The organism is Allokutzneria sp. A3M-2-11 16 (genome assembly GCF_024213555.1).
Taxonomy (GTDB): Bacteria; Actinomycetota; Actinomycetes; order Mycobacteriales; family Pseudonocardiaceae; genus Allokutzneria.
This window is the reverse complement of sequence record NZ_JANAVO010000002.1, coordinates 733,987-756,163: the sequence shown is the minus strand read 5'-3', so window position 1 is coordinate 756,163 and position 22,177 is coordinate 733,987. Positions and strand designations below refer to the sequence as shown.

The window sequence follows — 22,177 nt, the reverse complement described above, 5'->3', positions numbered from 1 at the left end:
AGGGGCCGTTCCCGGCCCCTTCGGTTACTCGTCGTCGGACGATTCCTCGTCTTCGTCGGAGTCGTCGTCCTCACTCTCGATCGGCGGGGCGTCGTAGACCTCGACCACCCACTCCTCCGCGAGGACCTCGGTGCCGTCCGGGTCGGTCTCCGGCGTGGTGCGGTTGTGCAGCCGCACCCCGAGGCTGAGCCGCTCGGTGGCCTCCAGCGCCTCCACGGCGTCGGCGAGGTTGTCGAAGTAGTGGGTGACGATCCTGGTTGGTTCCTCGTAGACCTCGGTCACGGGGCGGACAGTACCTGGTCAGCATCCTTTCCACCGGCCGCGACCCGCCGCCGGACCAGGGGCAGCACCGCGAGCAGGATCGCCATCAGCACGACCGAGGCGCCCGCGGACAGCAGCAGGAACTCCGCCAGCTCGCCCTCGGCGAGGTAGCTGCCCAGGGCCAGCGCGACCAGGGCGCAGACCCCGCGGTCGATGATCGACTCGATCGACAGCAGCGTGGCGCGGTAGGGCGTCGGCGGGATGGCGTCGTTGATCAGCTGGCGCTGGATCGGGAACGACAGGCCCATGGCCAGCGCGAACACGCACAACGCCGCCACCGTGGCCACCCAGTGCCCCGGCACGGTCAGCGCCAGGGTGCCCGCCATGACGATCGTCAGCACGAACACCGCGCGGGAGTCGGTCAGGTAGCGCCGGATGATCCCCGGCCGCGCCGACCCCAGCGCCTCGAACACGCTCATCGCGGACATCACCATGCCGTGCGCGACCAGCGGGACGCTGTCGGCGGTGAGGATCGGTTGGAAGAGGTTCACCTGGCAGATCCGGCCGAGCGTGAAGACCGCGACGCCCTGCGCCATGAACAGCAGCAGCATCGGGGTGCGGCGCAGCAGGCCCAGCGACTCGCGCACCGAGGTGATCACCGGAGCGGTCGGCTTGCGGACGCTGTCCGGCAGCGGCGGCAGGCGGTACGCCATGACCACCGCGAGGACCGCGCTGACCGCGGTGAGCCAGTACGGCAGCGTCATCTCCAGCTGCATGGCCAGGCCGACCAGCGGCCAGCCGACGACCTTGCCGACCAGGCTGTAGGAGCGGGCGCTGCCCTCGGCCTGCTTGTACTGCTCCCGCTCGCCGTTGGCGGTCATGTACTCGTACAGGTAGGCGCTGGAGGCGCCGGAGACCAGCGAGCGGGCGAGCGCGATCAGCAGGAAGTGGACCAGGAACCCCCAGTACGAGGGCACCGACACCGGCATCACGTTGGACACCACCAGCACCACGCCGCCCGCGAGCATGCAGCGGCGGTAGCCGATCCGGTCGGCGATCATCCCGGTCGGGATCTCCAGCAGGCAGAACGCCACGTAGTAGATGCTCTGGATGGCCAGGATGTCGGCGACGGAGATGCCCAGCTGCCGCTGGTACTCGAAGAAGATGGGGGTCCACAGCAACAACCCGAAGAACAGCTGGAACCCGATCATGAGCCGGATGACCGGCCTCGACTTCAGCATGACCGTCCTCAGTTCGAGTACGGGCGCAGCTGCACGATGTGCACGCGCTCGGAGTCGGCCACCCACTCGATGTCCATCGGAGTGCCGAACGTGTAGTCGGGGGAGAAGTGCGACTGCAGGAACCGGCCCGCGAGAGCCAAGTGCTGCAACAGGTTCCGGCTCTGCTCGTCCAGGTCCTCGCCCGCGTCACCGAGCGAGACCGTGCGGCCGCCGCCCTCGACGGTGTTGTAGAGGTACTGCAGTGGCGCCGAGTCGCCGGAGACCACCTCGGCGACCGACTGCCGGGACACGTTGAGGTAGACGTTGCGGAAGTCCGCGCGGCTCATCGGGTTGCACGTGACGAGCACACCACCCATCGGCGCCTGGACCTCCTCCTGCACGATCACGCCCATGTAGGAGTCGTCCTGGGAGATGCCCGCCTGCTGCCGCAGCCGGACGCTGCGCGAGGAGAACAGCGACGCCCAGACCCGCTTGACGCTGGTGAACACCTCGTCGGCGGTGGCGACCTGGTTGACCGACTCGTAGATGCCCGCGGCGGAGAACCCGGCGAGGTCCTCGGCGTTGGAGGAGCTGCGGATGACGAAGCGCTGCACACCACCGAGGCTGGCGAAGATCGCGCGGTCGATCTCCTGCCGCAGGTCCTCCGGCATCCTGGTCGACCTGACCAGCCGCTGGAGCTCGATGCACAGCGGGTCGATCTCGCGGGCGCCCAGTTCGAGGGCCATCTTGAGCTTGCCGATCGCCTGCTGGACGCGCGGCGAGGACTCCAGGAACCGGCGCTGCACCGAGAACGGCACGGCGATGCCCCGCGGGATGCTCACGCGGTCGGTGAGCAGCTGCCATGCCGCCTGGTTGAGGTCGGCGCTCTCCGGGACGCCGAGCTGCTTCGCCGCGTACATCAGCAGGTTCGCCCGCGGCGGGCGCGGGACCCGGTGGAAGCCGAGCAGCCGCTCGGAGCCGTAGGCCAGCACGTGGCCCAGCTCGCCGAGGTTGGCCGCCTTCGTGCCGTAGCGGTGCGCGTCGCGCATCCGGAGCTGGTCGAGCGCGACGATCGGGGTCGCGTCGGTTTCCGGCTCCTCCAAGGTGATCTGGGCGCTGCGCCACGCGGGCTCGGGCAGGTCGGCCGGCTTCTCGGCGCGCTTGAGCGCGATCTCGGTGGAGCCCGCGTCGACGCCGTACTCCACCCACTCGCCGTCCAGGCCGCGCTCGTCGATCAGCTCGATCGCGCCGAGCTGCACGGCGTTGGGGATGCCCCAGCCGGAGGCCAGCACGTTCGTGTGCGACAGCGGCGTCGTCGGCTCACTGTTGATCACTCCGGCCAGCCGGGGGATGTCGTCGGGCACCCGGTCCATCGCGATGATGTCGAACCACTCCAGCGACTCCGCGGCGGCGCGGTACTCGGCCTGGGTGCGGAAGGCGCGGAGCCGTCCCTTGGTGGTGCCCGCGTTCAGCGGCACGAAGCGGGTGCTCGCGAAAAGCTCGTGCGCCTGGATGCGGGGGACCTCGACGGCGGGAATGTCGAGCAGGTGGCGTTCCTGGAGGTGCGACGCGGGTTTGAACACCAGCGGAAGCGCGGCGTCGACGTTGTCCCGGACGAACCCGTAGAAGTACTTGATCATTTCGGCCGGCATCGTGTCGACCTCGACCGTCTCCAGCGCCAGGAACCGGTCGCCGTCCCGATCGTGCAGCGACAGCAGGCCGAGGCAGAAGCGCCGATCCGGCTCGTGATAAAAAATTTGATTAAAGGAGTCGATCTTCGCGTACATCTCCTCGGTGGAGATGTCGAGAATGTGAGTCGCGATGTACTCGGCGTGAAAGCGCTGCTCAGCGTGGTTGATGAAGTGGATCGTGCCCCGCTCGCGGTCCACGACGAGCTTGACGAAGCGGTAACCGGAGAGTGTCCCGGAAAGCTGGTCGAAGGCCGCCAACGTCAATCGTTCGCCGACCATCGAATGTTTCGTGACGTCCGTCTCAACGGCACCGGTGTACAACTCGTCCTCTTTCCGCAATGTTTTCCTGGGCGACACGCAAAAGGTACTAGCAAGTAGAACCCAGACAAGACGCGCGGATGGAGAGCCTCGTTACATTGAGCCGTGCGATGCGTAGCACGGGAACGTGACCGGTTCGATCACGGCGCTATAACCGCTGCTCAGCCGATCCAGACGATGATGGCATCGCCATTTTCGGCCGCCGCCGAAAAGAACGTGGGCAGCGGTGTAAACCAATGGCGTACCCACTCGAACGCGTCTTCGTCGTCCCACAGCAACGGGTAGACATCGGCCTCGGTCAGCTCGCTCGGGTCCACGCCGTCGACCAGGTCGTCGAAGTCGATCCCCGCCAGGGCTTCCGCCGCCGCCTCGACCCGCTCGGCGCTGAGGTGGCGGGGCGGGCCGTAGCCCCAGTCCTCGTCCTCGGCGATCTCGCCCTCGCCGTGCACGACGTCCACGTGGAACTCGGCGCGGCCGAGGAGGAAGGCGATGGCGTGCCAGGCCTTGTGCGTGCTGAGGTGGCGCGCCCGCTCCGGCGGGAGGTCGGCCTCCTCCTGCTCGTCGATGAGGTCCTGGGCGTCGTCGTAGAACCCGCTCGGGTCGTCGATCGCCCGCTCCAGCTCCTCCTGGGAGACCCGGAGGTAATTGCCTTCCATGCCCACGGGGGCAGGCTACAAGCCGTAGGCTGGTTTGTGGCACAACCGCATAAGGTGGAGATGGAGCATGACCGATGAGTGGCTCAGCGTCTCGACCCCGTACCTGACCCCGCGTGGTGATCCGTGGGCGGCTGAGGCCGCTCGGCACGGTGCTGTGGGGAAGCAACGGCTCGTCGAGGTCGCGGAGTTGCCTGCCGAATCGGATATCGCTGCGGCGCTTGAGATTCCGTGTGGTGCGCCAGTGGTTGTCCGACGCCGCGTGATGCTCTTGGGCGAGCGCCCCGTGGAATTGACGGACTCCCACTACCCGGCCTCTCTGGCTCGTGGCACGGGTCTTGCCGAGCCTCGCAGGATTCGCGGTGGCGCGGTAACGCTGCTCGCCGAGCTGGGATACCGCGTCGAGCAGGTGGTCGAGGACGTCTCCGCGCACAATCCGACCGATGAGGAACGCGAGCGGCTCGATCTGCGTGGAGGGCCAGTACTCCAGTTGGTCCGTCGTTCACTGTGCGCGGGGAAGGTCTTCGAGGTGAGTGTCATGCGAATGACCGCGGTGGGTCGTCGTCTTCGCTATCAGCTGTCCGTCTGAGGAGGACGCTTCGTGGTCAAGCGAGGAGATGGCCGGCCTCGGCACCACCAGATCGCGGCTGAGCTGCGAGCCCAGATCATGTCGGGTGATCTCGCGCCCGGACAACAGCTTCCGATCACGCAGGACCTGGCTTCACGGTTCGACGTCGCCGGGACGACGATCCAGCAGGCGCTGACGGCTTTGAAGGACGAGGGCTTTCTCGTCGGCCACCGGGGCAAAGGCGTCTTCGTGCGCGAACGCGAGCCGCTGGTCGTGGACGTCGGCGCGTACTTCTCCCCGTCGCTGCACGGATATTCGTACGGCGCGCCCGAAGTGGCGGAACTCCGCCCTCCCGCGAACGTCGTCGAGGCGCTCGACCTGGGCTCGTCGGGGACCGCGTTCGTGCGTCGTCGGGTGTTGTTCCACGACGGCGAACCGGTCGAGCTGTCGTGGTCGTACTACCCGGCTGATCTTGCTCGTGGAACCGCTCTGGCGAGTGCCCGGAAGATCAAGGGCGGGGCGCCGCGAGTGCTGGAGGAACTGGGTGTTCCGCAGCGCGAGTTCGTCGATGAGGTGTCAGTGCGCATGCCGACCACCGAGGAAGTGATCGAGCTCGACCTTCCGAGGGGCGTGCCGGTGGTCTGCCAGTTCCGTGTCGTCCACGCCGAGAACCAGCGTCCGGTCGAGGTGTCCGTCCTGGTGAAGGGTAGTCACCTCTGCCTGCTGCGGTACCACCAGCAGATTCCCTGACCTGTCCGCCGTCCGGGTGCAAGTTTAAGTGATTTCGCCTTAAACAGGTAAGCTCGCCCTGGACGAGAGGGGACGTGCGATGAGCTTCAACCTGTGGTGCGCGCCGGGTCCGGACTCGGGTCCGGTGGTGAAACAGAAGCCGGGCACAGAGCAGTACGCGCTGTTCCTCTACCTGGACCCCGGGAACATCTCCCTGTCCTCGCCACCATTTCCCGGCGAGGGAGCGGCGTTCGCCCGGTTCTGCAGGGATCTGGCGCGCGAAGCCGCCAAGCTGGCGGACCTTGTCGACCCGCCCGAGGGCAGGCATTCGCTGATTGTTCCCCGCTAGTCCCAGTGGTTGAAGACGACGTCGCCGACGGTGGCCGCTTTCCAGGTGCGGAGTTCGCGGTGCTCGGCCTCCGTGAGACCGCTCAGGTCCACAGTGGACAGAGGGCGGCCGAGTTCCTCGGTGGACAGGACGCGGAACGGCTCGTGGGCGTCGAGAGCGGCGGCGAGGTCGGGATCTTCGCGGAACGGTGGGCAGAACTGTCGTGGGTGCGGCGGCTCGGCGATGGCGAGGAGAGGGTGGAACGCGTTCGCGAGAACGGCCAGCGTTCTGTCGCGGTAGCCGATGACGAAGGCGTGGTAGCTCATCGCCATCTGAGCCTCAACGATGTCGATCACGCGGCCGCGTGTGCGCCGGGCCGCGTCGTGGCAGGCGGCCCGCAGCGCCTTGAGGTCCGTGCGTGGCGCCGGTTCGAAGCCGGTGAGCCCGCTGGGCAGCTTGTGCACCGTGTGAACGATAGCGTTTCTGGTTCATAGCTGGGCTGACCGGCCTCAGGGGAAACCCGGAAGTGTGCACAGGAACCTGTGCACAAGTTCTTGTGCACGCTAGCCTCGCCTCGTGACGTCACCACCGCAGCCCGAGGAGATGGCCGATCCGGCCATGTTCAAGGCGCTCGCACACCCGCTTCGGCGGCGCATCCTGGCCGAGCTCCGGCGCGGTCCGGCCTCGGCGACGACGGTCGCGGCGGCGCTGGGGAAGAACACCGGCGTGACCAGCTACCACCTGCGCGAGCTGGCGCGGCACGGGTTCGTCGAAGAGGACCCGACGCTGGGCAGGGGGAAGGAGCGGTGGTGGCGCGTACGACCGCGGGACCTGCGCACGCCGCCGCTGAAAGAGCTGAGCCCCGAAGCGGTGAAGCAGCTGACCGAGCTTCGGAGCGTCCAGATCACGGAGGACCTCGAAGCGTGGGGCCGCTATCAGGAAGAGCGCTTCGGGGAGTCGGAGTGGGCGGACACCGTGGCGTTCACACGAGGCTCGTTGGGGCTGACGCGAACCGAGTTCACGCAGTTCTTCGACGAGTACCGGGCGCTGCTGAAGCGCTACTGGCGCGCGCAGGAGGACTTGCCGCCGGACGCGCGGCGAATCCTCGTGCGCTTCATCGCGTTTCCCGATCCTGACGGGAACTGAAGGACCCGTGCCGCCGAGCGGCCACTCGGCGGCACGGACGGAAGAAACGCACCACACGCCCGAGGGGCGTGCCTTACCGAGTACGCAACTCCCCGAGAAGGAGAACATCCGTGTTAGCCAGAAGCAAACTCGCGGCAGTCTCGGTCGCGCTCGGCCTTGTCGCCGCGGGAGGAGCGGCCGCCACCGCCGATCAGCAGGGCCGCGGTCTCTCGGCCACCGTCCGCTACACCGAGTTCGGCGTTCCGCACATCGTCGCGAACTCCTACCGCGACCTCGGGTTCGGCCAGGGATACGCGGCCGCCACCGATAACATGTGTTCGCTGGCCCAGACAATGCTCACGACCTCGGCCACGCGCTCGAAGTACCTCGGTGGCGACGCCCCGCTTCAGGGCATCCTCGCCGCGGGGCAGAAAAACCTCGTCAGCGACGTGTACTTCCAGGGGATCAACGACTCGGGCATCGTCGAACGCCTTGTGGCGCACCGAGGAAAGCTCGGTCCCGCGCAAGAGGTGCGTGACGCCGTTTCCGGCTACGCGGCAGGAGTGAACCAGTTCCTGCGCGAGAACCGGAACACCGACCCGGGCTGCAAGGGCGCCGCGTGGTTACGGCCCATGACCGAGATCGACATCTATCGGCACATGTACGCGTCCGGCATGGCTTTCGGACAGGGCTCAGCCGCCGGAGGCATTGTGTCGGCCGCGGCACCGGGGTCCACTGTGGACAATGACGGCGACCTCGGCAGCAACGCCATTTCTCTCGGCAGTCAGGCGACCGCGAATGGCAAGGGCATCTCGCTCGCGAACCCGCACCTGCCGTGGAACGCGCCGGACATCCGGTTGTGGCAGTCGCATCTCACCATTCCCGGCAGGCTGAACGCGAGCGGTGCGGGAGTGGTCGGGCTGCCGCTGCTGTGGCTCGGTCACACCGAAACCATGGCGTGGGCGGGAACCGCGGCGGACACGACCAGAACTTTCACGCTCTTCGAGCTGAAGCTCGTTCCCGGCTCACCGACGAAGTACTTGGTGGACGGTCGGCCGGAACCCATGACGCGGCGGGATGTCACGGTCGCCGTCGCGAAGCCCGGTGGCGGCACGGAAAACGTGACCCGGACGCAGTGGTCGACTCGCTACGGCCCGATCGTGCAGCAGCTCGGCGAGCAGAAGCTGCCGTGGACCGCGGAGACTGCTTTCGCTATGGCTGATGCGAACGCGCAGAACATGCGAATGGGGAATTCGACCCTGAAGCTCATGCAGGCCCGCTCGACCGACGAGGCGATGCAAGGTCTCAAGGAGACACAGGGCCTGCCGTGGATGAACATCTTCGTGACCGACTCCCGAGGCAAGGCGTCGTATCACCAACTGCACGTGGTACCGAACGTGACCGATGCGCGAGCGGCTGAGTGCAACACCGAACTCGGCAAGCGCACCTATCCCGAACGCGGGATCGCCGTGTTGGACGGCTCGCGCTCGAACTGCGGCTGGGGGCAGGATCGCGATGCCGTGCAGCCCGGCACTTTTGGCCCGGGCAGCCTGCCGTCGTTGAGCCGGGCCGACTACCTGGAAAACTCCAACGACAGCTACTGGCTGACCAATGCGCGGCAACCGATCACCGGCTTCTCCCGCATTCTCGGCACCGCCGAGACGTCACGGTCCCATCGCACTCGAATGGGGCTGACCGCCATCGAGGAGCAGTTGGCAAAGGGCAAGTTCAGCAAGGAATCGTTGCAGGAGCTGATGTTCTCCAACCGCAACCAGTTGGCTGAGCTTGCCGTCGACGACCTCGTCCGCTTGTGCCGCACGATGTCTGCGGACCTGAAGGATGCATGCGACACACTGTCCACTTGGGACAGGAAGCACGATGTGGAGAGCCGGGGAGCGCTGCTCTTCGACCGCTTCTGGACGAAGCTCCGCACGTCGCTGTCAGGTCCGGCTCAGTGGAAGGTGCCGTTTGACCTGGCCAAGCCCATTACGACCCCGAACACCCTGAACACCGACCACCCCGACGTCGCGAAGGCATTGGCTCACGCGGTTGCCGAGCTTCGCGCGGCGAACATTCCCGTCAATGCTCCTTGGGGCGACAACCACTACGTTGTGCGCAACGGTGAGCGCATTCCCATTGGTGGCGGGCAAAACCGGTGGGGCGTCTTCAACTCGATCTCCGGTACCTGGGACCCTGCCAAGGGTTACACCGAGATGGTGCACGGCGCGACGTACTTGCACGCGCTGTCGTTCAACAACAGCTCGTGCCCGGACAGCGCGACACTGATGGCTTATTCGCAGTCTTCCAACCCCGCCTCGCCGCACTACAGCGACCAGACGAAGCTGTACTCGCGCAAGCAGTGGGTGACCGAACGGTTCTGTGAGAAGGACATCATGGCTTCGCCGAACCTGCGCGTTGTCGAGGTGCGCCAACGCTGAGCTGAGCGCGGCCCTCGTCCAGGTGGCGAGGGCCGCGCCTAGCTTGTGTGGACGTCCCACTCGTTGGGGAAAGTCCGCAGCTTTCGCAGTGGTGACAGGAGAATCGGCAGCGGGATCAGCAGCGAGGCCAATGCGCCCGTCCACAGCACACCGTGCGCACCCAGGCTTTCGCCGAGCAGGCCACCGGCAAGGCTCCCGACCGGGATGATCCCCCAGGTGATGAATCGGTTCGACGCCGCGACTCGGCTCAGCATGTCCTTCGGTGTTGTGCGTTGACGCAGGGCACCGGAGCAGATGTTGAACAACACGACCGCGAAGCTTCGCAGGAACAGCGACGCGCCAACGAGAATCGCCGAGAGCCCGGTGAGGTCACCGCTGATCGCCAAGAGCAGGAACGCGGGTGCGAACAGCAGAGCGGACACCGTGACTACTCGTGCCGAGCCGACTCTTTCGCTGATGCGGTTGGCGAACGTCGCGCCCAGCAGGCCGCCGACCGCACCTGCGGACAGGAACATTCCCAGCGCTCCCGCGCCGAGCGAGAGATCGCGCAGAACGTAGATGGCCAGCACCGCGCTCTCCGCACCCAGCAACGCGTTGAGGACGAAGGTGCTCACGGTGATCGACCTGATGACCGGCTGCTTCTTGATGAGGCTCAACCCCGCCACGATGTCCGGCCAAAGCTTTGGCTTGCGCTTTGGCTGCTCAATCGTCTCGGTCATCGTGATTCGCGAGAGCAGCAGCGTTGAGACCACAAAGGACAGTGCCGTGAACAGGAGAACGACAGGCGCCGCCACGATCCTCATCAACTGCGCCGCGGCCGCCGGTCCGCCGATCTGGGCGACCGAGTTCGTCGCCTGCAACCGAGAACTCGCGGCGGTGAGCCGTTCCGAGCCGACAAGCGGGAGCAGGTAACCGGCGTAGCTCGTGTCGAACAGGACCGAGGCAAGTCCAACGACCGCCGCCGAAGCCAAGAGAACGCCGAACGACAGAAAGCCCGCGAAGTAGGCGATCGGAATGACCACTAGGGCCAGCGCGCGCAACAGGTTCGCCGCCTGCATGACCGGCCTCTTCCGCATGCGGTCCAGGTAGGCGCCCGCAGGAAGGCTGATCAGCAGGAAGGCGATCGTGTGGCTCGCGTCGAGCAGGCCGACCTGGAAGGGCGTCGCGCCGAGCGAGACGACCGCCAGGACGGGTATCGCGAAGTCAGCGAACTGCGTCCCGGTCTGGCTCACCGCGTCGGCCGCCCACAGGTGCCGGAAGTCCCGATGCCCGCGCAGCGATGCGCTCGTGCCGTGTGATTCCCCCACGGCAGTAAAGGTAACTGCCTACCTGTCGCGGTTCAGCTCCACAGCGCGGCAATGGGCACGGCGGCGATGTCGTCGTACAACCGGAATGCTCGTGGCCCTGTGTGCAGCACGGCGCCGCCAATGAAGCGGTCGCCCAGTTCGGAACGCAGCCAAGCGAGGTGACGCGCGTCGTCGCGAGTGGGTGCGTTGCCCGACTTGATTTCGAAGGCGAAGACGCGTCCGCCGCCGTATTCGACGATGATGTCGATCTCGTGCTGTCCCTTCTCCTGGCGGAGATGGTGCAGTCGTGGCTGCGTCTCGCAGTTGACGAGCTGCGCGCGTAGTTGGGACACGACGAACGTGTCGATGATCCGCCCTAGCAGATCCCCGTCCTTCATCAGCCCCGTGACGCTGACGCGCAGGGCGGCCAGCGCGAGTGAGGGATCGATGATGTAGCGTTTGGGGCCGCGAATCAGCCGCTTGATTCGGTTGGTCCACCACGCAGGCAGCGTGTCGATGATCAACAGATTCCGCAGCAGCTGTTCGTATGCTTCACCGGTTGCCTTGGCCACACCGGCTGCACTGTAGATGCTGCGGTGACCGGTGATGCCAGCCGTGTTCAGGGCACACGCTTCGAGGTATCTGCGGAGCAGTTGCGGGTCGCGGTGAGATGTGACCATAGCGGCATCCCGGGTGAGCAGTTGATCGACGTAGCTCTCCAGCCAGGCCCCCCGCTCGGTCGTTGGCAGTCGCAGCACAGGCTGGGGGAATCCGCCGCCTGCGGCCAATTCGGCATAGCCGCGCAGATCGAGTTGTTCGGTCGAACCATTCATGAGTGGCTCGATGCCGTCGACTGCGAGCCGGTCGAGGAGCGGCACCGAGGGGAGCGAGCCGCGCAGTTCGCCGACGGTCAAGCCGAACATCGCCACTCGCAGCAGGCGGCCGGTCCCGGGCCACATGGGCGAGTCGACGTCACCGCGAACCGATCCGGTGATCACGAACCGACCGGGTCGCGGGTCGGCGTCCACGGATCGTTTCACGGCGCCGAGCACATCCGGCACGATCTGCCACTCGTCGATGAGGATCGGTTCGTCCAAACCGTGCAGCGCGGCGTCCGGGTCGGCCTCCACCGCGACTGCTTGTGCTCGCTCGTCCAGCCTGAGCACGCTCCGTGCCAGTCGCGCCGCCGTCGTGGTCTTGCCGGTCGCTCGTGGCCCCACGAGGAGCACTGCGGGATGGTTCGCGAGTCGGCGGGCCAGGAGGTCGTCGACCAGACGTGGCTGGTAGGGGGCTGGCATGGGGGCAGAGTAGCCACTTCCGGAGGTGTTTGCTAGCCAAATGCGGAAGGCTTGAGTAGCCACTTCCGGAAGTGGCGGGTAGCCATTTCCGGAATATGAGCACGCGGCGGTAGCTCAGCGCACTGTGGCGATCCCCCATGGTGTGCTGCCTTGGTCGCGAGCGCTGAAACGGCCGAGGGCCTGGCGACCGGAATGGTCACCAGGCCCTCGGCCGTTGTCGAGCTGGCGGATCACACGTCGTAGTAGAGGGCGAACTCGTAGGGGTGCGGGCGGAGACGGATCGGGTCGATCTCCTGCTCGCGCTTGAGGGCGATCCAGGTGTGGATGACGTCCTCGGTGAACACGCCGCCCTCGAGGAGGAAGTCGTGGTTGTTCTCCAGGTTGACCAGCGCCTCGTCCAGGGACGCGGGCACCTGGGCGACGTCCTTGGCCTCCTCCGGCGGGAGCTCGTAGAGGTCCTTGTCAATCGGCGCCGGGGGCTCGATCTTGTTCTTGATGCCGTCCAGACCGGCCATCAGCATGGCGGCGAAGGCGAGGTACGGGTTGCCCGAGGAGTCGGGGCAGCGGAACTCGACCCGCTTGGCCTTCGGGTTGGTGCCGGTGATCGGGATGCGCACGCACGCGGAGCGGTTGCGCTGCGAGTAGACCAGGCTGACCGGCGCCTCGAAGCCCGGGACCAGGCGGTGGTAGGAGTTCACCGTCGGGTTGGTGAAGGCCAGCAGGCTCGGCGCGTGGTGCAGGATGCCGCCGATGTAGTGCCGCGCGGTGTCGGACAGACCGGCGTAGCCGGACTCGTCGTAGAACAGCGGGGCGCCGTCCTTCCACAGCGACTGGTGGCAGTGCATGCCCGAGCCGTTGTCGCCGTAGAGGGGCTTCGGCATGAAGGTCGCGGTCTTGCCCGCGGCCCACGCGGTGTTCTTCACGATGTACTTGAACAGCTGCAGGTCGTCCGCGGCGTGCAGCAGCGTGTTGAACCTGTAGTTGATCTCGGCCTGGCCCGCGGTGCCCACCTCGTGGTGCGCGCGCTCGACGGTGAAGCCGGAGTCCTGCAGCTTCAGCACGATCTGGTCGCGCAGGTCGGCGAAGTGGTCGGTCGGGGTGACCGGGAAGTAGCCGCCCTTGTACTTGACCTTGTAGCCCTTGTTGCCGCCCTCCTCCTCGCGCCCGGTGTTCCACCAGCCGGCCTCGGAGTCGATCTCGTGGAACGAGGCGTTCTCGCTGCTGGAGAAGCGGATCGAGTCGAAGAGGTAGAACTCCGCCTCGGGCGCGAAGTACGCCAGGTCGGCCAGGCCGGACTCGGCGATGTACTGCTCGGCCTTGCGGGCGATGTTGCGCGGGTCGCGGCTGTAGGGCTCGCGGGTCAGCGGGTCGTGCACGAAGAAGTTCACGATCAGCGTCTTGACCTCGCGGAACGGGTCGATGCGCGCCGTCGCGAGGTCGGGCAGCAGCAGCATGTCCGACTCGTGGATCTGCTGGAAGCCGCGCACCGAGGAGCCGTCGAAGGCCAGACCCTCGGCGATCGCGTCGGCGTCGAACGCTTCGGCGGGCACGGTGAAGTGCTGCATGATGCCGGGCAGGTCGCTGAACCGGACATCGACGAACTTCACGTCCTCTTCGGACATGAAGCGCAGGACCTCGTCGGGATTGGTGAACACCCTCGTTGGCTCCTTCACGCGCGTGATGGATTCCTCCGCCGGTGCAGGATTGCCGCCGGCCATGGACCTGACGCTAGGTGGGCGGTGTTGCTCGACCGCTACCCCAGTGTTTCCTCAGTGTTAACGGCAACCCGGACCGGTGTCTTGACCCACCTGGTCGGGGCACCGGAGCCACCCGGTCTTACCCTTGACAGCGTGAGCACCGAACCGGAGTCCGCCACCCACGCCGGAGCGCGGTTCGGCTTCCCCGCGCACGGTCCCGGCTCGCTGGCCGGGTTCGGCCGCCGGGTCCTCGCGCTGGTCGTGGACTGGCTGCCCGCGGCCGCCGCGGCCTACTTCCTCACCAGGAACCTGTCGCTGTCGGCGATCGTGATCTTCGCGGCGGTGACGATCATCTCGCACTCGCTGTTCGGCAGGACGCTGGGTTACGCGATCGCCGGGCTGCGGCTGGTGAAGATCGACGGGCTGCGCCCCGACCCGGGCCGCGTGCTGGTGCGAACCCTGTTGCTGTGCCTGGTGATTCCCGCCGTGGTCAGTGACGAGGACGGTCGTGGGTTGCACGACAAGGTCGTCAGCACCGCGGTCGTCAGCGCCCGCTAGGTCTTCCGTTTCGTACTCATAGCGGGATTTGGGAGCGCTCTTTTTCCCGCTATGAGTACATATCGGGAAGGGGTATCCGCGAACTGCGGGATTCAATGAGATGACTTTGCCACGTCTCGGCGTGTTGCGTCAATCAGTGACCAAGGTCGCCATTCCACGCCTGCCAGGGACACTCTGAGCAGGCTGTTTCCCCACGTTTGCCCCACGCGGACTACCCCCGTGCAGAGACAACGGGCGTGAGGTCGGTCCAGCCGAGCACGCTGTGGCGGCGGCCCGTTCGGTACGCCTGAATACCAGCGAGCGGGTAGGGAATGACGTCAGCGGGCAAGTCGTTCAGCGGACACCAGGCGAGCGCGCTGCACTTGTCGGGTTCCCGGTTGGTCGGTTCGCCGACCCAGGTGTGGGCGGCGAAGAACACGCCGATGCGGGGTTCAGGTCCTGAGCCGTGGACGTGGGCGAGGTGGACGAATTCCAGAGCTTCGAGGGTGACGAGTACGCCGACTTCCTCGTGGGCCTCGCGCACGACGGCGTGTTCGATCGACTCGCCCGCGTCGAGCTTGCCGGAGGGCAGGTGCCACATGCCGCCGCCGTAGCCGCCGCGCCGTTGGGTGAGCAACACATGGTCGTCACGGATGAGCATCAGGTGAACGTCTACGAGCGCGCGGTGCTGGTCCAATGCCGGTGTGTCCTCGCGGTGGGTTCGGTGGGCGCCAACGCAGTGAGGACCCGCCCCTGTGGTTGCGGGCGGGTCCTCACTGGGGTGGGCGCGAGGCTACTCGGCAGCCACCTCGGTCTCGTCGCTGGATAGCAGTTGCTCGATGCGGGCCACGATGGTGGTGGCAATGACGTCGGGCTTGGCGTGGGTGGAGTCCAGGACCACGAACGGATATCCGTACTTGTCCAGGTGCTCGACGGTCTCGCGGTACAGGCGTTCCTCGGTGGTGCTGGTGTGCAGCCCGGATTCGAACCGGCTGTGTGCCCCGCGTTTGGCGATCCGCTTGCTGGTGATCTTCGGATTTGCGGTGAGGATCACTGCGAGGTCGGGCGGGTCCACCAGGGCGTTGACAGCCTCGATGAATGCCAGCGGCACGCCGTCCATGCGTTGCAACACGTAGGAGGAGGGCACGTAGCGGTCGCAGATCACGATGTGTCCGGCGGCCCGGCGCGGACGGATCTCATTCGCTTGGTGGTGGTAGCGGTCGGCGGCGACCAGACAGGTTAGCGACTCGCCCTTGTAGGTGTCGGTCATCGTGCGGGCGATACCGCCGAGTTGGTTGTGCGAGGGCTGCGTGGTCGCGTGCGCTTGGTAACCCCGCTCGGTCAACAACTTGGTCACCAGAGCGGTGACAGTGCTCTTCCCGCTGCCTCCTGGGCCGTCCAGGGAGACAAGCAAGCCACGCTGACGGGTTGCGGAGATGGTCACGCCGCTGCCGCCTTTCGTAGGTGCTGCTCATGGGTCAGGGCGGCGAGCTGGCGGCGCACGTAGTCCACGGGAGCCTCACCGAACTGGATTCCCACCGAGAAGTTGAATTCGTCGCGCTCGCGTATTGCGTCGTTCGCTCCGCCATCGGTGAGGTCTACCGGGGCATAATTCAGCAACTGCGCGGTGGTGTATTTCCCTGTGGCCATCAGGCGGTGCCACTCCGGTGTGCCGGGGTAGGGACGGAACTCGAACACCGAGACGCGGAAGCGACCCGGCTGGTTGTCGGTCAGCTCCCACAGCTCGCGGACATGGCGCACCGTGGCGTCCAGTTCGGCGCGCGTCTCGCTTGGAAAGCCCAAGATGAAGTAGCCCTTGACGCTGATGCCCCGATCGGTGAGCCGCTTGACCACCGAGCACGTGATGTCCGGTGTGATGCGTTTGTCGATGTATTCCAGCATGCGCGGGCTGCCGGATTCGATGCCCAGCGCGACTTCGCGGCACCCGTTGGTCGCCATCGTGTCCAGCAGGGTGTCCGGTGCCCGGTGCAGGATGTTGATGCGCCCCGTGGCGTCCCACACGAACCGCTCGCCCACCTTGTGCTCAGTGAAGGCGGACATGCACTGCTCGATGAAGCGGCGGTGTCCGAGGAAGAGGTCATCGACGAACCGGAATGCGGTTACGTTGTACTGCTCGTGCAGCTCGACCATCTCGGCGTGAATGTTGTGCGGGTCGCGGGTGCGGATCGTGACATCCGGGTTCGCCGAGACGGCGGCGCCGCAGAAGGAGCAGTCATAAGGGCAGCCCCGAGCACCGACCATATTGGCCTCCACCCGCCCATCGGCTGCCCGGTACGGATCATCGGCCAGATACCGGCGATCCACGAACGGCATGGTGTTGATGTCCGGCGCAAGGTGGTGGGCGTTTCCGGGCCGTCCGCCGCTGACCGGGGTTTTCATGATCGGGTCGAGCCACATCACCTGAGGCAGCTCGCTGCGGCGGTGCTTGTCGCCCAGCAACTCGACCACCCGTGTCTCGGCCTCGCCGATTACCAACGCGCCGAGCCCGGACCATCGGGGATCGGTCAGGATCTCCGTCGGCAGGGCCTTGGCGTGGTGCCCACCCACCATGACCTCGATCTCGGGATCAAGTGCGGCGGCGATCCGTGCGGACATCTCGTAGGTGGGCGCCAACAAGTTGAACCCCGCCCAGCGGGGCCGGACTGCATTGACGATCTCGGCGGCCTCGGCCAGCCCGAGCCCGAGAGATTCGGCATCGAGCACGCCGACGTTGAACCCGTGCGCTGCTGCCACGGTGGCGATGTAGGCCATGCCCAGCACGGGCAAGGTGTAGTCGTTGACCCGTGCCCGCCGCGTGTAGTCACGCAACGGCGCGTTGACGAATACAACGTCAACAGCTCGGGTCGGGTCGAGTCCGGTTATCCGGTCAGACTGCGGCTCCTGCGGCATGTCGTACTCCCCATGCAAGCGTGAGCGCCGTCAACTCCGACAGGCGCTCACCCGCCCACCGTTTCCACAGCGCGCCGAACCCCTGGACGTCCTTCGTATCGGGCCAGGGCAGGCTCGGAGCTATGTGCCGCGCCCACTTGCGCACCGCAAGATCGGTGTACGGGTACAAGGCAAAGTCGTTACTGACGTCGGCGCCGGTCGCGGCGGCCGTCCACGGCCCGATCCCACGTACCCCCTGCACCTCGGTCACTAGGCGGGCTGGTTCCAACTCAGCCCACTTCTGCCCGAACTCGCCATACGCCCGTGCTGCGGTGCGCAGCTTGGGGCGATGGAACTTCAGCCCCAGGGCGTCAATGTCACGGTCGGGCAGACCTAGCACGGTCTCCGGGGAAGGGAACAACCACACCGGCCCATGCGGTGTGTCGATACGGTCGCCGAACTGCTCGCAGAACATCCGGTGCAGCTTGCGCGCCTGCGGTGCCGAGATCACCTGACGGATCACCGAGGTGCCCAGCGCGTCCCACAAGTCCGGATTGCGTAGCCGCACCACCGGTCCCGCCTCGCACAGCGGGCCAATCAGCTCGGCCGGACCGCTCACGGATGCGGGAGCGAACACATCCACCGACGGGGCACTCTCAGAGCCTCTCGCCAGCGCGCACCCGATCCCACCGTCCGGCACAACCAAGGCGAGCCACACGGCGTCACCAACCCGCACCGCTCGCACTGCCGTGCCAGTGTGGCCGATCCGCCACGCGGGATGGTCCAACATCGCAAGCCCCGTCATCAGTGCTCCCTTCCTTGCCTCGTTCATGTAGTCATCCTTCCTTCGGCACCACCTCAGCTTGGGGTGAGCCCGATTCCGGCGTGTGCCGGATCGGCGCGATGTGAGAGGGCGGCTTGTGGTGCGGGCTCTCTGATAGGAAGTTCCGACGGGGGTAGTGCTCGGCCCCGGATCGCACCGATAACGCGCGCCTATCCCGGCTTCGGGAGCCGTCGCTACTCAGGCCCGTCAGCATCCGTGTTTGCCGGGACGTAGCCGGAGGTATGCCGTGTGTCTTCTTTGGCGCAGCGGATAAGAGCGCGTGCCAGAGGAACGACGTGGTTGAGACCGACCGGGCCTAGCGAGTTGTCCGCCGCCGTGGCGATGTCGTCAAGCAGCCGCCGGTGGGCTGGGCTGAGCACATCGAGTTCGCGTATGCGGGCGAGTCGCGCGTGTGAGGACTCGTAGGGAGAGTTGGGCCACTTCTCATGTGCTTGTTCCGGCGAGCCGTGTTGAGCCAGCCATGCCGTGCCAGCGGTGTTCATCACTTTCAGCGCTGTGAAGAACGCGAACGGCTGGTACGTCAGCGACAACTCGTCCTTGGCGGCGTTCGGGGGGCGGTAGTCCACGGAGATGGTTTCAGCGCAGGCGGTTGACGGGACGCTGATGCCCATCTCGTTCTGCACCCACACGTGCGGGGCAATGAAGCCTCTCGGGTCGCACAGCTCGGCGTAACGCTCAACTGCCACTGGTATCCCCTAGCTTGTTTTCGTTACCTGGCACCGGGAAGGTGGGGACGGCCCTTGTCGGGGTCAGGGCCGTCCCCACGTGGTCAGCTCACCGCTGTGAGACGAGTGACGTCGTCTTCATCGAGCGGTGCCTGGGCGCCCATGCGGGCGGCGGTGGTGTAGATCCACCGCAGGTACTTGGTCACGTCGGTGTGGATGTCCGGGGCGGTGCCGCACTTCCCGCCGCCGGTTCCCCGCGAGGCGAGTCCCACCACGGCTTCAAAGCGCCCGTGTCCGTAGCTGCGCAACAGGCCGGTGCCGGAGTCCCCGGCGCACACGCCTTGGCCGTGGATGCCTTGGGCGCAGACTTCGGCCGTTCCGATCAGACCGGGCTTGCACTCGGCTGTCGGGAGCACTGAGACGTTGGCTTGCATCAGGATTCGGGATGACGGACCGGTGTTGTCCGGCCGTGTGCGTCCCCATCCGATCGCGGTCAACGCGATGCCGGTCTTGCCTGGGGAGGTGCCGACCAGGGCGGGCCGGTGCGGAACCCGGCGGTCCAGCTTGATCAACGCGATGTCGCGGCCGGGCGGGGAGATCGAGAACCCGGTGGTTGCCGTCGCGACCGCCCGCGCGTAGAAGCCCTGCGCTTGGTCACGGTGACCAACCCGCACGTGCACCTGATCGATCGGCGGTGCACCGAGACGCGCATCCACGCAGTGGGCGGCAGTCAGCACCACATCCGATGAGATCAGCGTGCCACCGCAGTAGTGAAAGTCCTTCTCGCCGTGGCGGTCGAACTGCATCGCGACCGCGTAGGACCGGGATTCCGACGGCGTGCCGCCGATGATCCGTGCGGACGCGTCGTCGGCTGCCGCCGGGCACGTCGCCGCGAGCATTAGCCCTAGCGACGCAGCAACGGTCGATCTGATGTGTCGTCTCTTCACTGTTCCTCTTGTGTCGCAACAACTCCAGGCACGCGCCTGGATGCCTATGCAGGGTCTTGGGAGTGGTCCACGATGGTGCGTTGATCACTCGTGGTCTGCCCCTCGGTTGGTGCGCTACGCGGCGTGCTGGGAGCCGAAGTACGAGACGTGCTCCGACTCCCAGCGCTCAGCACGGCGACTATCCGCTGTCACTACGTGCACCACCTGTGCCAATCCCCTTGCGCTGCAAGGGGTTCCGTGTCCCCCGACACGGCCACCTGTCCGCGCCCATCGTGCGCGGACCGCTCGCGTGGAACGCCGCGTCGTCCACCCGGTGACCCATGACCGCGCCGTGTGGCCGGAGGACTCGGCGAGCACGGCCACCGCGAGATACCCGCCGCCGCTTAGCCACGCGACCGTCAACACCGCGACCATCCACGCCGCGCTCACCGCTTATTCCTGTCTCTGCCGTCGCGAACGTGTCCGGTGAGATCCACAAGCACATGCGACCGACCACCGGAGACCACCCGCACGAGAGTGGGCGAAGTGACAGCCTCGTTCGCGTCAGGTGCGCTGCGAGGATGTGGGACTTCGGGAGCAGGGTGAGGAGCGCCGTCACTTCTCGGCACTGCCACGCGATCAGTACGGATGCGCAGGAGTCGCCGAAGCCACACGATGATTCCCGTTGGCCCCACACCGATGCGGTACGCAACGACCGTGAGCACGAGCGCGATGCACACGAGAGTGACGGCGACCTTTACCCACATCTCCACCATGGCGGCCGTGCTCATCGTCTGTCCTGTGTAGACGAACAGGAGGTGCGGAGCGGCTTCACGACTTCGAGCGAGAGCAGCGCATTGGGTATTCCGGACGAACTTGGAAAGGCCGTAGGCGCATAGGGCTCGGACTCCGAACCAGGGAGCGGTAGCCGCAGCATGGCGCGTAGGGCGTCAACGGCAGCCCCCGCAAAGATCCAAGTCACGATCCGGGGGGCGAACCTGGTCCCGTTGCCCTCGATCTCCGGAGCGCGGTACGCAACTGCCCGCTCCTCGGAGTGCAGCACCACGACATCGGCCGTGTGCTGCCACAGTCGAGTCACAGCAATGACGTCCGGCTGCCAGTCCCTCGCGCGGTTGCCGAAGCCGTGAAGCCACCACTCCTCGCTCATGATCAGTTCCTGAAGCGCGATCTGGGTGCCCTTGGCAACCCACTTGTCACGGTCTGCTCGGTCCACGTCGCCCCCCGCTGCCGCATCTACTCCGATGGATGCAGCAGGGCCGCAGGAGCGCCGCCGAAGCGCGCTCTTGCTGGGCCTAAGCGACTGCGGCCCCGCTGCCCGACGAACGTAAGTCGGATCACAGCGCCGTGACTTTCAGTTGACTTTCAGTCCGTTTGGATGAACGGGACGCGCAGTACCCTGAAGGGAGCACCCCGACCCCTACCGGGAGGCCCACCGTGCCAGACGACCGCAGCATCGGTCAGAACATCGCAGCCGCAAGAAAGCTGGCGGGGTTAACCCAGCAACAGTATGCAGCTTTGGCGAGCTATTCGATTTCCACGGTGACTAAAGTCGAGTCCGGGCACGAACCGGCTTCACCTGCATATATCGCAGCCGCGTGCCGCTTTCTTCATGTGGACCAGCAACGTCTCACCAATACTCCCTATCGGGAAACTTTAGACGAAGAAGGTCCGCTAGTTGGAATGCCTGAGCTTCAGGCACTGCTAGCCGAAGGCAAATATGTTCGGGCCGAGGAGCCTGGCTCGCTGGATATTCTAGCTTCCAAAATGGAACGCCTTGAGCGACTGTACCGCAACGACAAGGGGCGCCAAGCTCTTGCTGAGTTAACGCCACTTATTCGTCGCCTTTACGGCGCGGTCCATGCATCCAACTCTGACGGCGAACGTGGACGTGCAAATGCCTTGCTGTCCGCCGCCTACGTGCTCACGGAACGCTTGTGTAGACGGTTTGGCTTCATGTCGCTCGCTGCGCCTTCACTCGACATGCTTGAGTCCGTAGCGGTAAAGGCTGATGACCCACTGTTTGCGGCACAAGCGAAGATCAAACGTGCCCGTATTCTCATGTACCACGACGGCTATGATCTCGCGCTTTCGCTCGTTGAAGAAGGAGCAGAAGCGGCGGCCGGAGACTCGCAAGAATCGCTCGCTGTACGTGGTTACGGCCACCTTTGTGGCGCCATTGTTGCAGTCCGTGGGCGCCGACGCGACCTTGCATTGGATCACCTGTCCGAGGCTGCCGACCTTGCTCGACGCGTAGAGGGTGAATCGGACGCCTACGGCACGCTCTTTGGTATCGGAAACGTTGGCGTACATAATGTGGCCGTAAACTTGGAGATTGGCGAATACGCCAAGGCTGCCCTTGATGGATGGAAGCTGAAGCTTCCCAAGGATATGGCGCCGCCACGACAAGGGCACCATTGGCAAGATACAGCACGAGCTTTTCTGCTCATGGGCGAACCGCGCAAATCTCTTGCGGCGCTTAATCGGGCAAGGAAGGCTGCCCCGCAACAGACCCGACTTCACCCACAGGTCCGCGAAACCCTTAGAGGGATCGCAATGGCTGAGCGGTCACAGACGGATTCACTGTCAAACTTCAGTGCATGGGTTGGCGTGCGCCTTTGAAATGATATGAGGTCATTTTAAATGCAGTAAAGGCCCCGCGCTCCGCTAAAGATGCGGAACGCGG

The 22,177-nt window shown here is 65.9% G+C and carries 22 protein-coding genes; 7 read left to right on the top strand and 15 right to left on the bottom strand.

The window, feature by feature from the left end:
- Positions 1 to 24 precede the first annotated feature (24 nt).
- The 4 genes from NLX83_RS21715 to NLX83_RS21700 all read right to left on the bottom strand — a co-directional run bounded on the left by NLX83_RS21715 (position 25) and on the right by NLX83_RS21700 (position 4,146).
- On the bottom strand, positions 25 to 282 hold the full coding sequence (locus tag NLX83_RS21715) for a hypothetical protein (protein ID WP_254236914.1): 258 nt from the start codon (positions 280 to 282) through the stop codon (positions 25 to 27).
- Positions 279 to 1,502, bottom strand: a complete 1,224-nt coding sequence (locus NLX83_RS21710) for an MFS transporter (RefSeq protein ID WP_254236913.1) — start codon at positions 1,500 to 1,502, stop codon at positions 279 to 281. The genes NLX83_RS21715 and NLX83_RS21710 overlap by 4 nt, the downstream gene beginning before the upstream one ends.
- An 8-nt stretch (positions 1,503 to 1,510) precedes the next feature.
- Positions 1,511 to 3,451: a PEP/pyruvate-binding domain-containing protein gene (locus NLX83_RS21705; protein WP_254236912.1), complete on the bottom strand. Its 1,941-nt coding sequence runs from the start codon at positions 3,449 to 3,451 to the stop codon at positions 1,511 to 1,513.
- Positions 3,452 to 3,651: 200 nt separating this feature from the next.
- Positions 3,652 to 4,146 carry a YfbM family protein gene (locus NLX83_RS21700; RefSeq protein WP_254236965.1) on the bottom strand — a complete coding sequence of 165 codons (495 nt, stop codon included), beginning with the start codon at positions 4,144 to 4,146 and terminating at the stop codon, positions 3,652 to 3,654.
- Positions 4,147 to 4,213: 67 nt separating this feature from the next.
- Here NLX83_RS21700 and NLX83_RS21695 point away from each other — a divergent pair, with 67 nt between their 5' ends.
- The 3 genes from NLX83_RS21695 (at position 4,214) to NLX83_RS21685 (ending at position 5,789) form a co-directional block, all read left to right on the top strand.
- Positions 4,214 to 4,732 (top strand): UTRA domain-containing protein, encoded by a 519-nt coding sequence (locus tag NLX83_RS21695; RefSeq protein ID WP_254236911.1) that lies wholly within the window; start codon positions 4,214 to 4,216, stop codon positions 4,730 to 4,732.
- Positions 4,733 to 4,744: 12 nt separating this feature from the next.
- On the top strand, positions 4,745 to 5,461 hold the full coding sequence (locus tag NLX83_RS21690) for a GntR family transcriptional regulator (RefSeq protein ID WP_254236910.1): 717 nt from the start codon (positions 4,745 to 4,747) through the stop codon (positions 5,459 to 5,461).
- 79 nt (positions 5,462 to 5,540) lie between these two features.
- On the top strand, positions 5,541 to 5,789 hold the full coding sequence (locus tag NLX83_RS21685; protein ID WP_254236909.1) for a hypothetical protein: 249 nt from the start codon (positions 5,541 to 5,543) through the stop codon (positions 5,787 to 5,789).
- On the opposite strand, the gene NLX83_RS21680 is transcribed toward NLX83_RS21685, so the two are convergent.
- Complete coding sequence (locus NLX83_RS21680; protein WP_254236908.1) at positions 5,786 to 6,232, bottom strand: hypothetical protein; 447 nt, start codon at positions 6,230 to 6,232, stop codon at positions 5,786 to 5,788. The two genes, NLX83_RS21685 and NLX83_RS21680, sit on opposite strands and share 4 nt — an antisense overlap.
- 112 nt (positions 6,233 to 6,344) lie before the next feature.
- On the opposite strand from NLX83_RS21680, the gene NLX83_RS21675 reads away from it, so the two are divergent.
- Both NLX83_RS21675 and NLX83_RS21670 read left to right on the top strand, forming a co-directional pair.
- The gene (locus NLX83_RS21675) at positions 6,345 to 6,914 is read left to right on the top strand and encodes an ArsR/SmtB family transcription factor (protein ID WP_254236907.1); all 570 of its coding nucleotides are present in this window, start codon (positions 6,345 to 6,347) and stop codon (positions 6,912 to 6,914) included.
- A gap of 68 nt (positions 6,915 to 6,982) precedes the next feature.
- Positions 6,983 to 9,331: a penicillin acylase family protein gene (locus NLX83_RS21670; RefSeq protein WP_254236906.1), complete on the top strand. Its 2,349-nt coding sequence runs from the start codon at positions 6,983 to 6,985 to the stop codon at positions 9,329 to 9,331.
- 38 nt (positions 9,332 to 9,369) lie between these two features.
- Here the strand turns inward: NLX83_RS21670 and NLX83_RS21665 are convergent, their stop codons facing one another.
- The 3 genes from NLX83_RS21665 to glnA all read right to left on the bottom strand — a co-directional run bounded on the left by NLX83_RS21665 (position 9,370) and on the right by glnA (position 13,570).
- On the bottom strand, positions 9,370 to 10,638 hold the full coding sequence (locus NLX83_RS21665) for an MFS transporter (protein ID WP_254236905.1): 1,269 nt from the start codon (positions 10,636 to 10,638) through the stop codon (positions 9,370 to 9,372).
- 32 nt (positions 10,639 to 10,670) lie between these two features.
- Entirely contained in the window at positions 10,671 to 11,915 is a 1,245-nt protein-coding gene (locus tag NLX83_RS21660; protein WP_254236904.1) for an ATP-binding protein, read from the bottom strand.
- Positions 11,916 to 12,145: 230 nt separating this feature from the next.
- Positions 12,146 to 13,570: a type I glutamate--ammonia ligase gene (glnA, locus tag NLX83_RS21655; protein WP_254236903.1), complete on the bottom strand. Its 1,425-nt coding sequence runs from the start codon at positions 13,568 to 13,570 to the stop codon at positions 12,146 to 12,148.
- 195 nt (positions 13,571 to 13,765) lie between these two features.
- On the opposite strand from glnA, the gene NLX83_RS21650 reads away from it, so the two are divergent.
- A complete protein-coding gene (locus NLX83_RS21650) occupies positions 13,766 to 14,170 on the top strand; it encodes an RDD family protein (RefSeq protein ID WP_254236902.1) in 405 nt (134 codons plus the stop codon).
- 211 nt (positions 14,171 to 14,381) lie between these two features.
- Here NLX83_RS21650 and NLX83_RS21645 read toward each other — a convergent pair whose 3' ends face one another.
- From NLX83_RS21645 to NLX83_RS21615, 7 genes are all read right to left on the bottom strand, one after another.
- Complete coding sequence (locus tag NLX83_RS21645) at positions 14,382 to 14,810, bottom strand: NUDIX hydrolase (RefSeq protein ID WP_254236901.1); 429 nt, start codon at positions 14,808 to 14,810, stop codon at positions 14,382 to 14,384.
- 132 nt (positions 14,811 to 14,942) lie between these two features.
- Positions 14,943 to 15,593 carry a dTMP kinase gene (tmk, locus tag NLX83_RS21640; RefSeq protein ID WP_254236900.1) on the bottom strand — a complete coding sequence of 217 codons (651 nt, stop codon included), beginning with the start codon at positions 15,591 to 15,593 and terminating at the stop codon, positions 14,943 to 14,945.
- The gene (locus NLX83_RS21635; protein WP_254236899.1) at positions 15,590 to 17,059 is read right to left on the bottom strand and encodes a B12-binding domain-containing radical SAM protein; all 1,470 of its coding nucleotides are present in this window, start codon (positions 17,057 to 17,059) and stop codon (positions 15,590 to 15,592) included. Before NLX83_RS21635 ends, tmk begins: the two co-directional genes overlap by 4 nt.
- Positions 17,037 to 17,870: a DNA-3-methyladenine glycosylase family protein gene (locus NLX83_RS21630; protein ID WP_254236898.1), complete on the bottom strand. Its 834-nt coding sequence runs from the start codon at positions 17,868 to 17,870 to the stop codon at positions 17,037 to 17,039. Before NLX83_RS21630 ends, NLX83_RS21635 begins: the two co-directional genes overlap by 23 nt.
- Before the next feature lie 185 nt (positions 17,871 to 18,055).
- Positions 18,056 to 18,568, bottom strand: a complete 513-nt coding sequence (locus NLX83_RS21625) for a hypothetical protein (RefSeq protein ID WP_254236897.1) — start codon at positions 18,566 to 18,568, stop codon at positions 18,056 to 18,058.
- Positions 18,569 to 18,651: 83 nt separating this feature from the next.
- Positions 18,652 to 19,446, bottom strand: a complete 795-nt coding sequence (locus NLX83_RS21620; protein WP_254236896.1) for a S1 family peptidase — start codon at positions 19,444 to 19,446, stop codon at positions 18,652 to 18,654.
- Between the two features lie 814 nt (positions 19,447 to 20,260).
- Complete coding sequence (locus NLX83_RS21615) at positions 20,261 to 20,707, bottom strand: hypothetical protein (protein WP_254236895.1); 447 nt, start codon at positions 20,705 to 20,707, stop codon at positions 20,261 to 20,263.
- Between the two features lie 221 nt (positions 20,708 to 20,928).
- Here NLX83_RS21615 and NLX83_RS21610 point away from each other — a divergent pair, with 221 nt between their 5' ends.
- On the top strand, positions 20,929 to 22,113 hold the full coding sequence (locus tag NLX83_RS21610; RefSeq protein WP_254236894.1) for a helix-turn-helix domain-containing protein: 1,185 nt from the start codon (positions 20,929 to 20,931) through the stop codon (positions 22,111 to 22,113).
- The last annotated feature ends 64 nt before the right edge of the window (positions 22,114 to 22,177 follow it).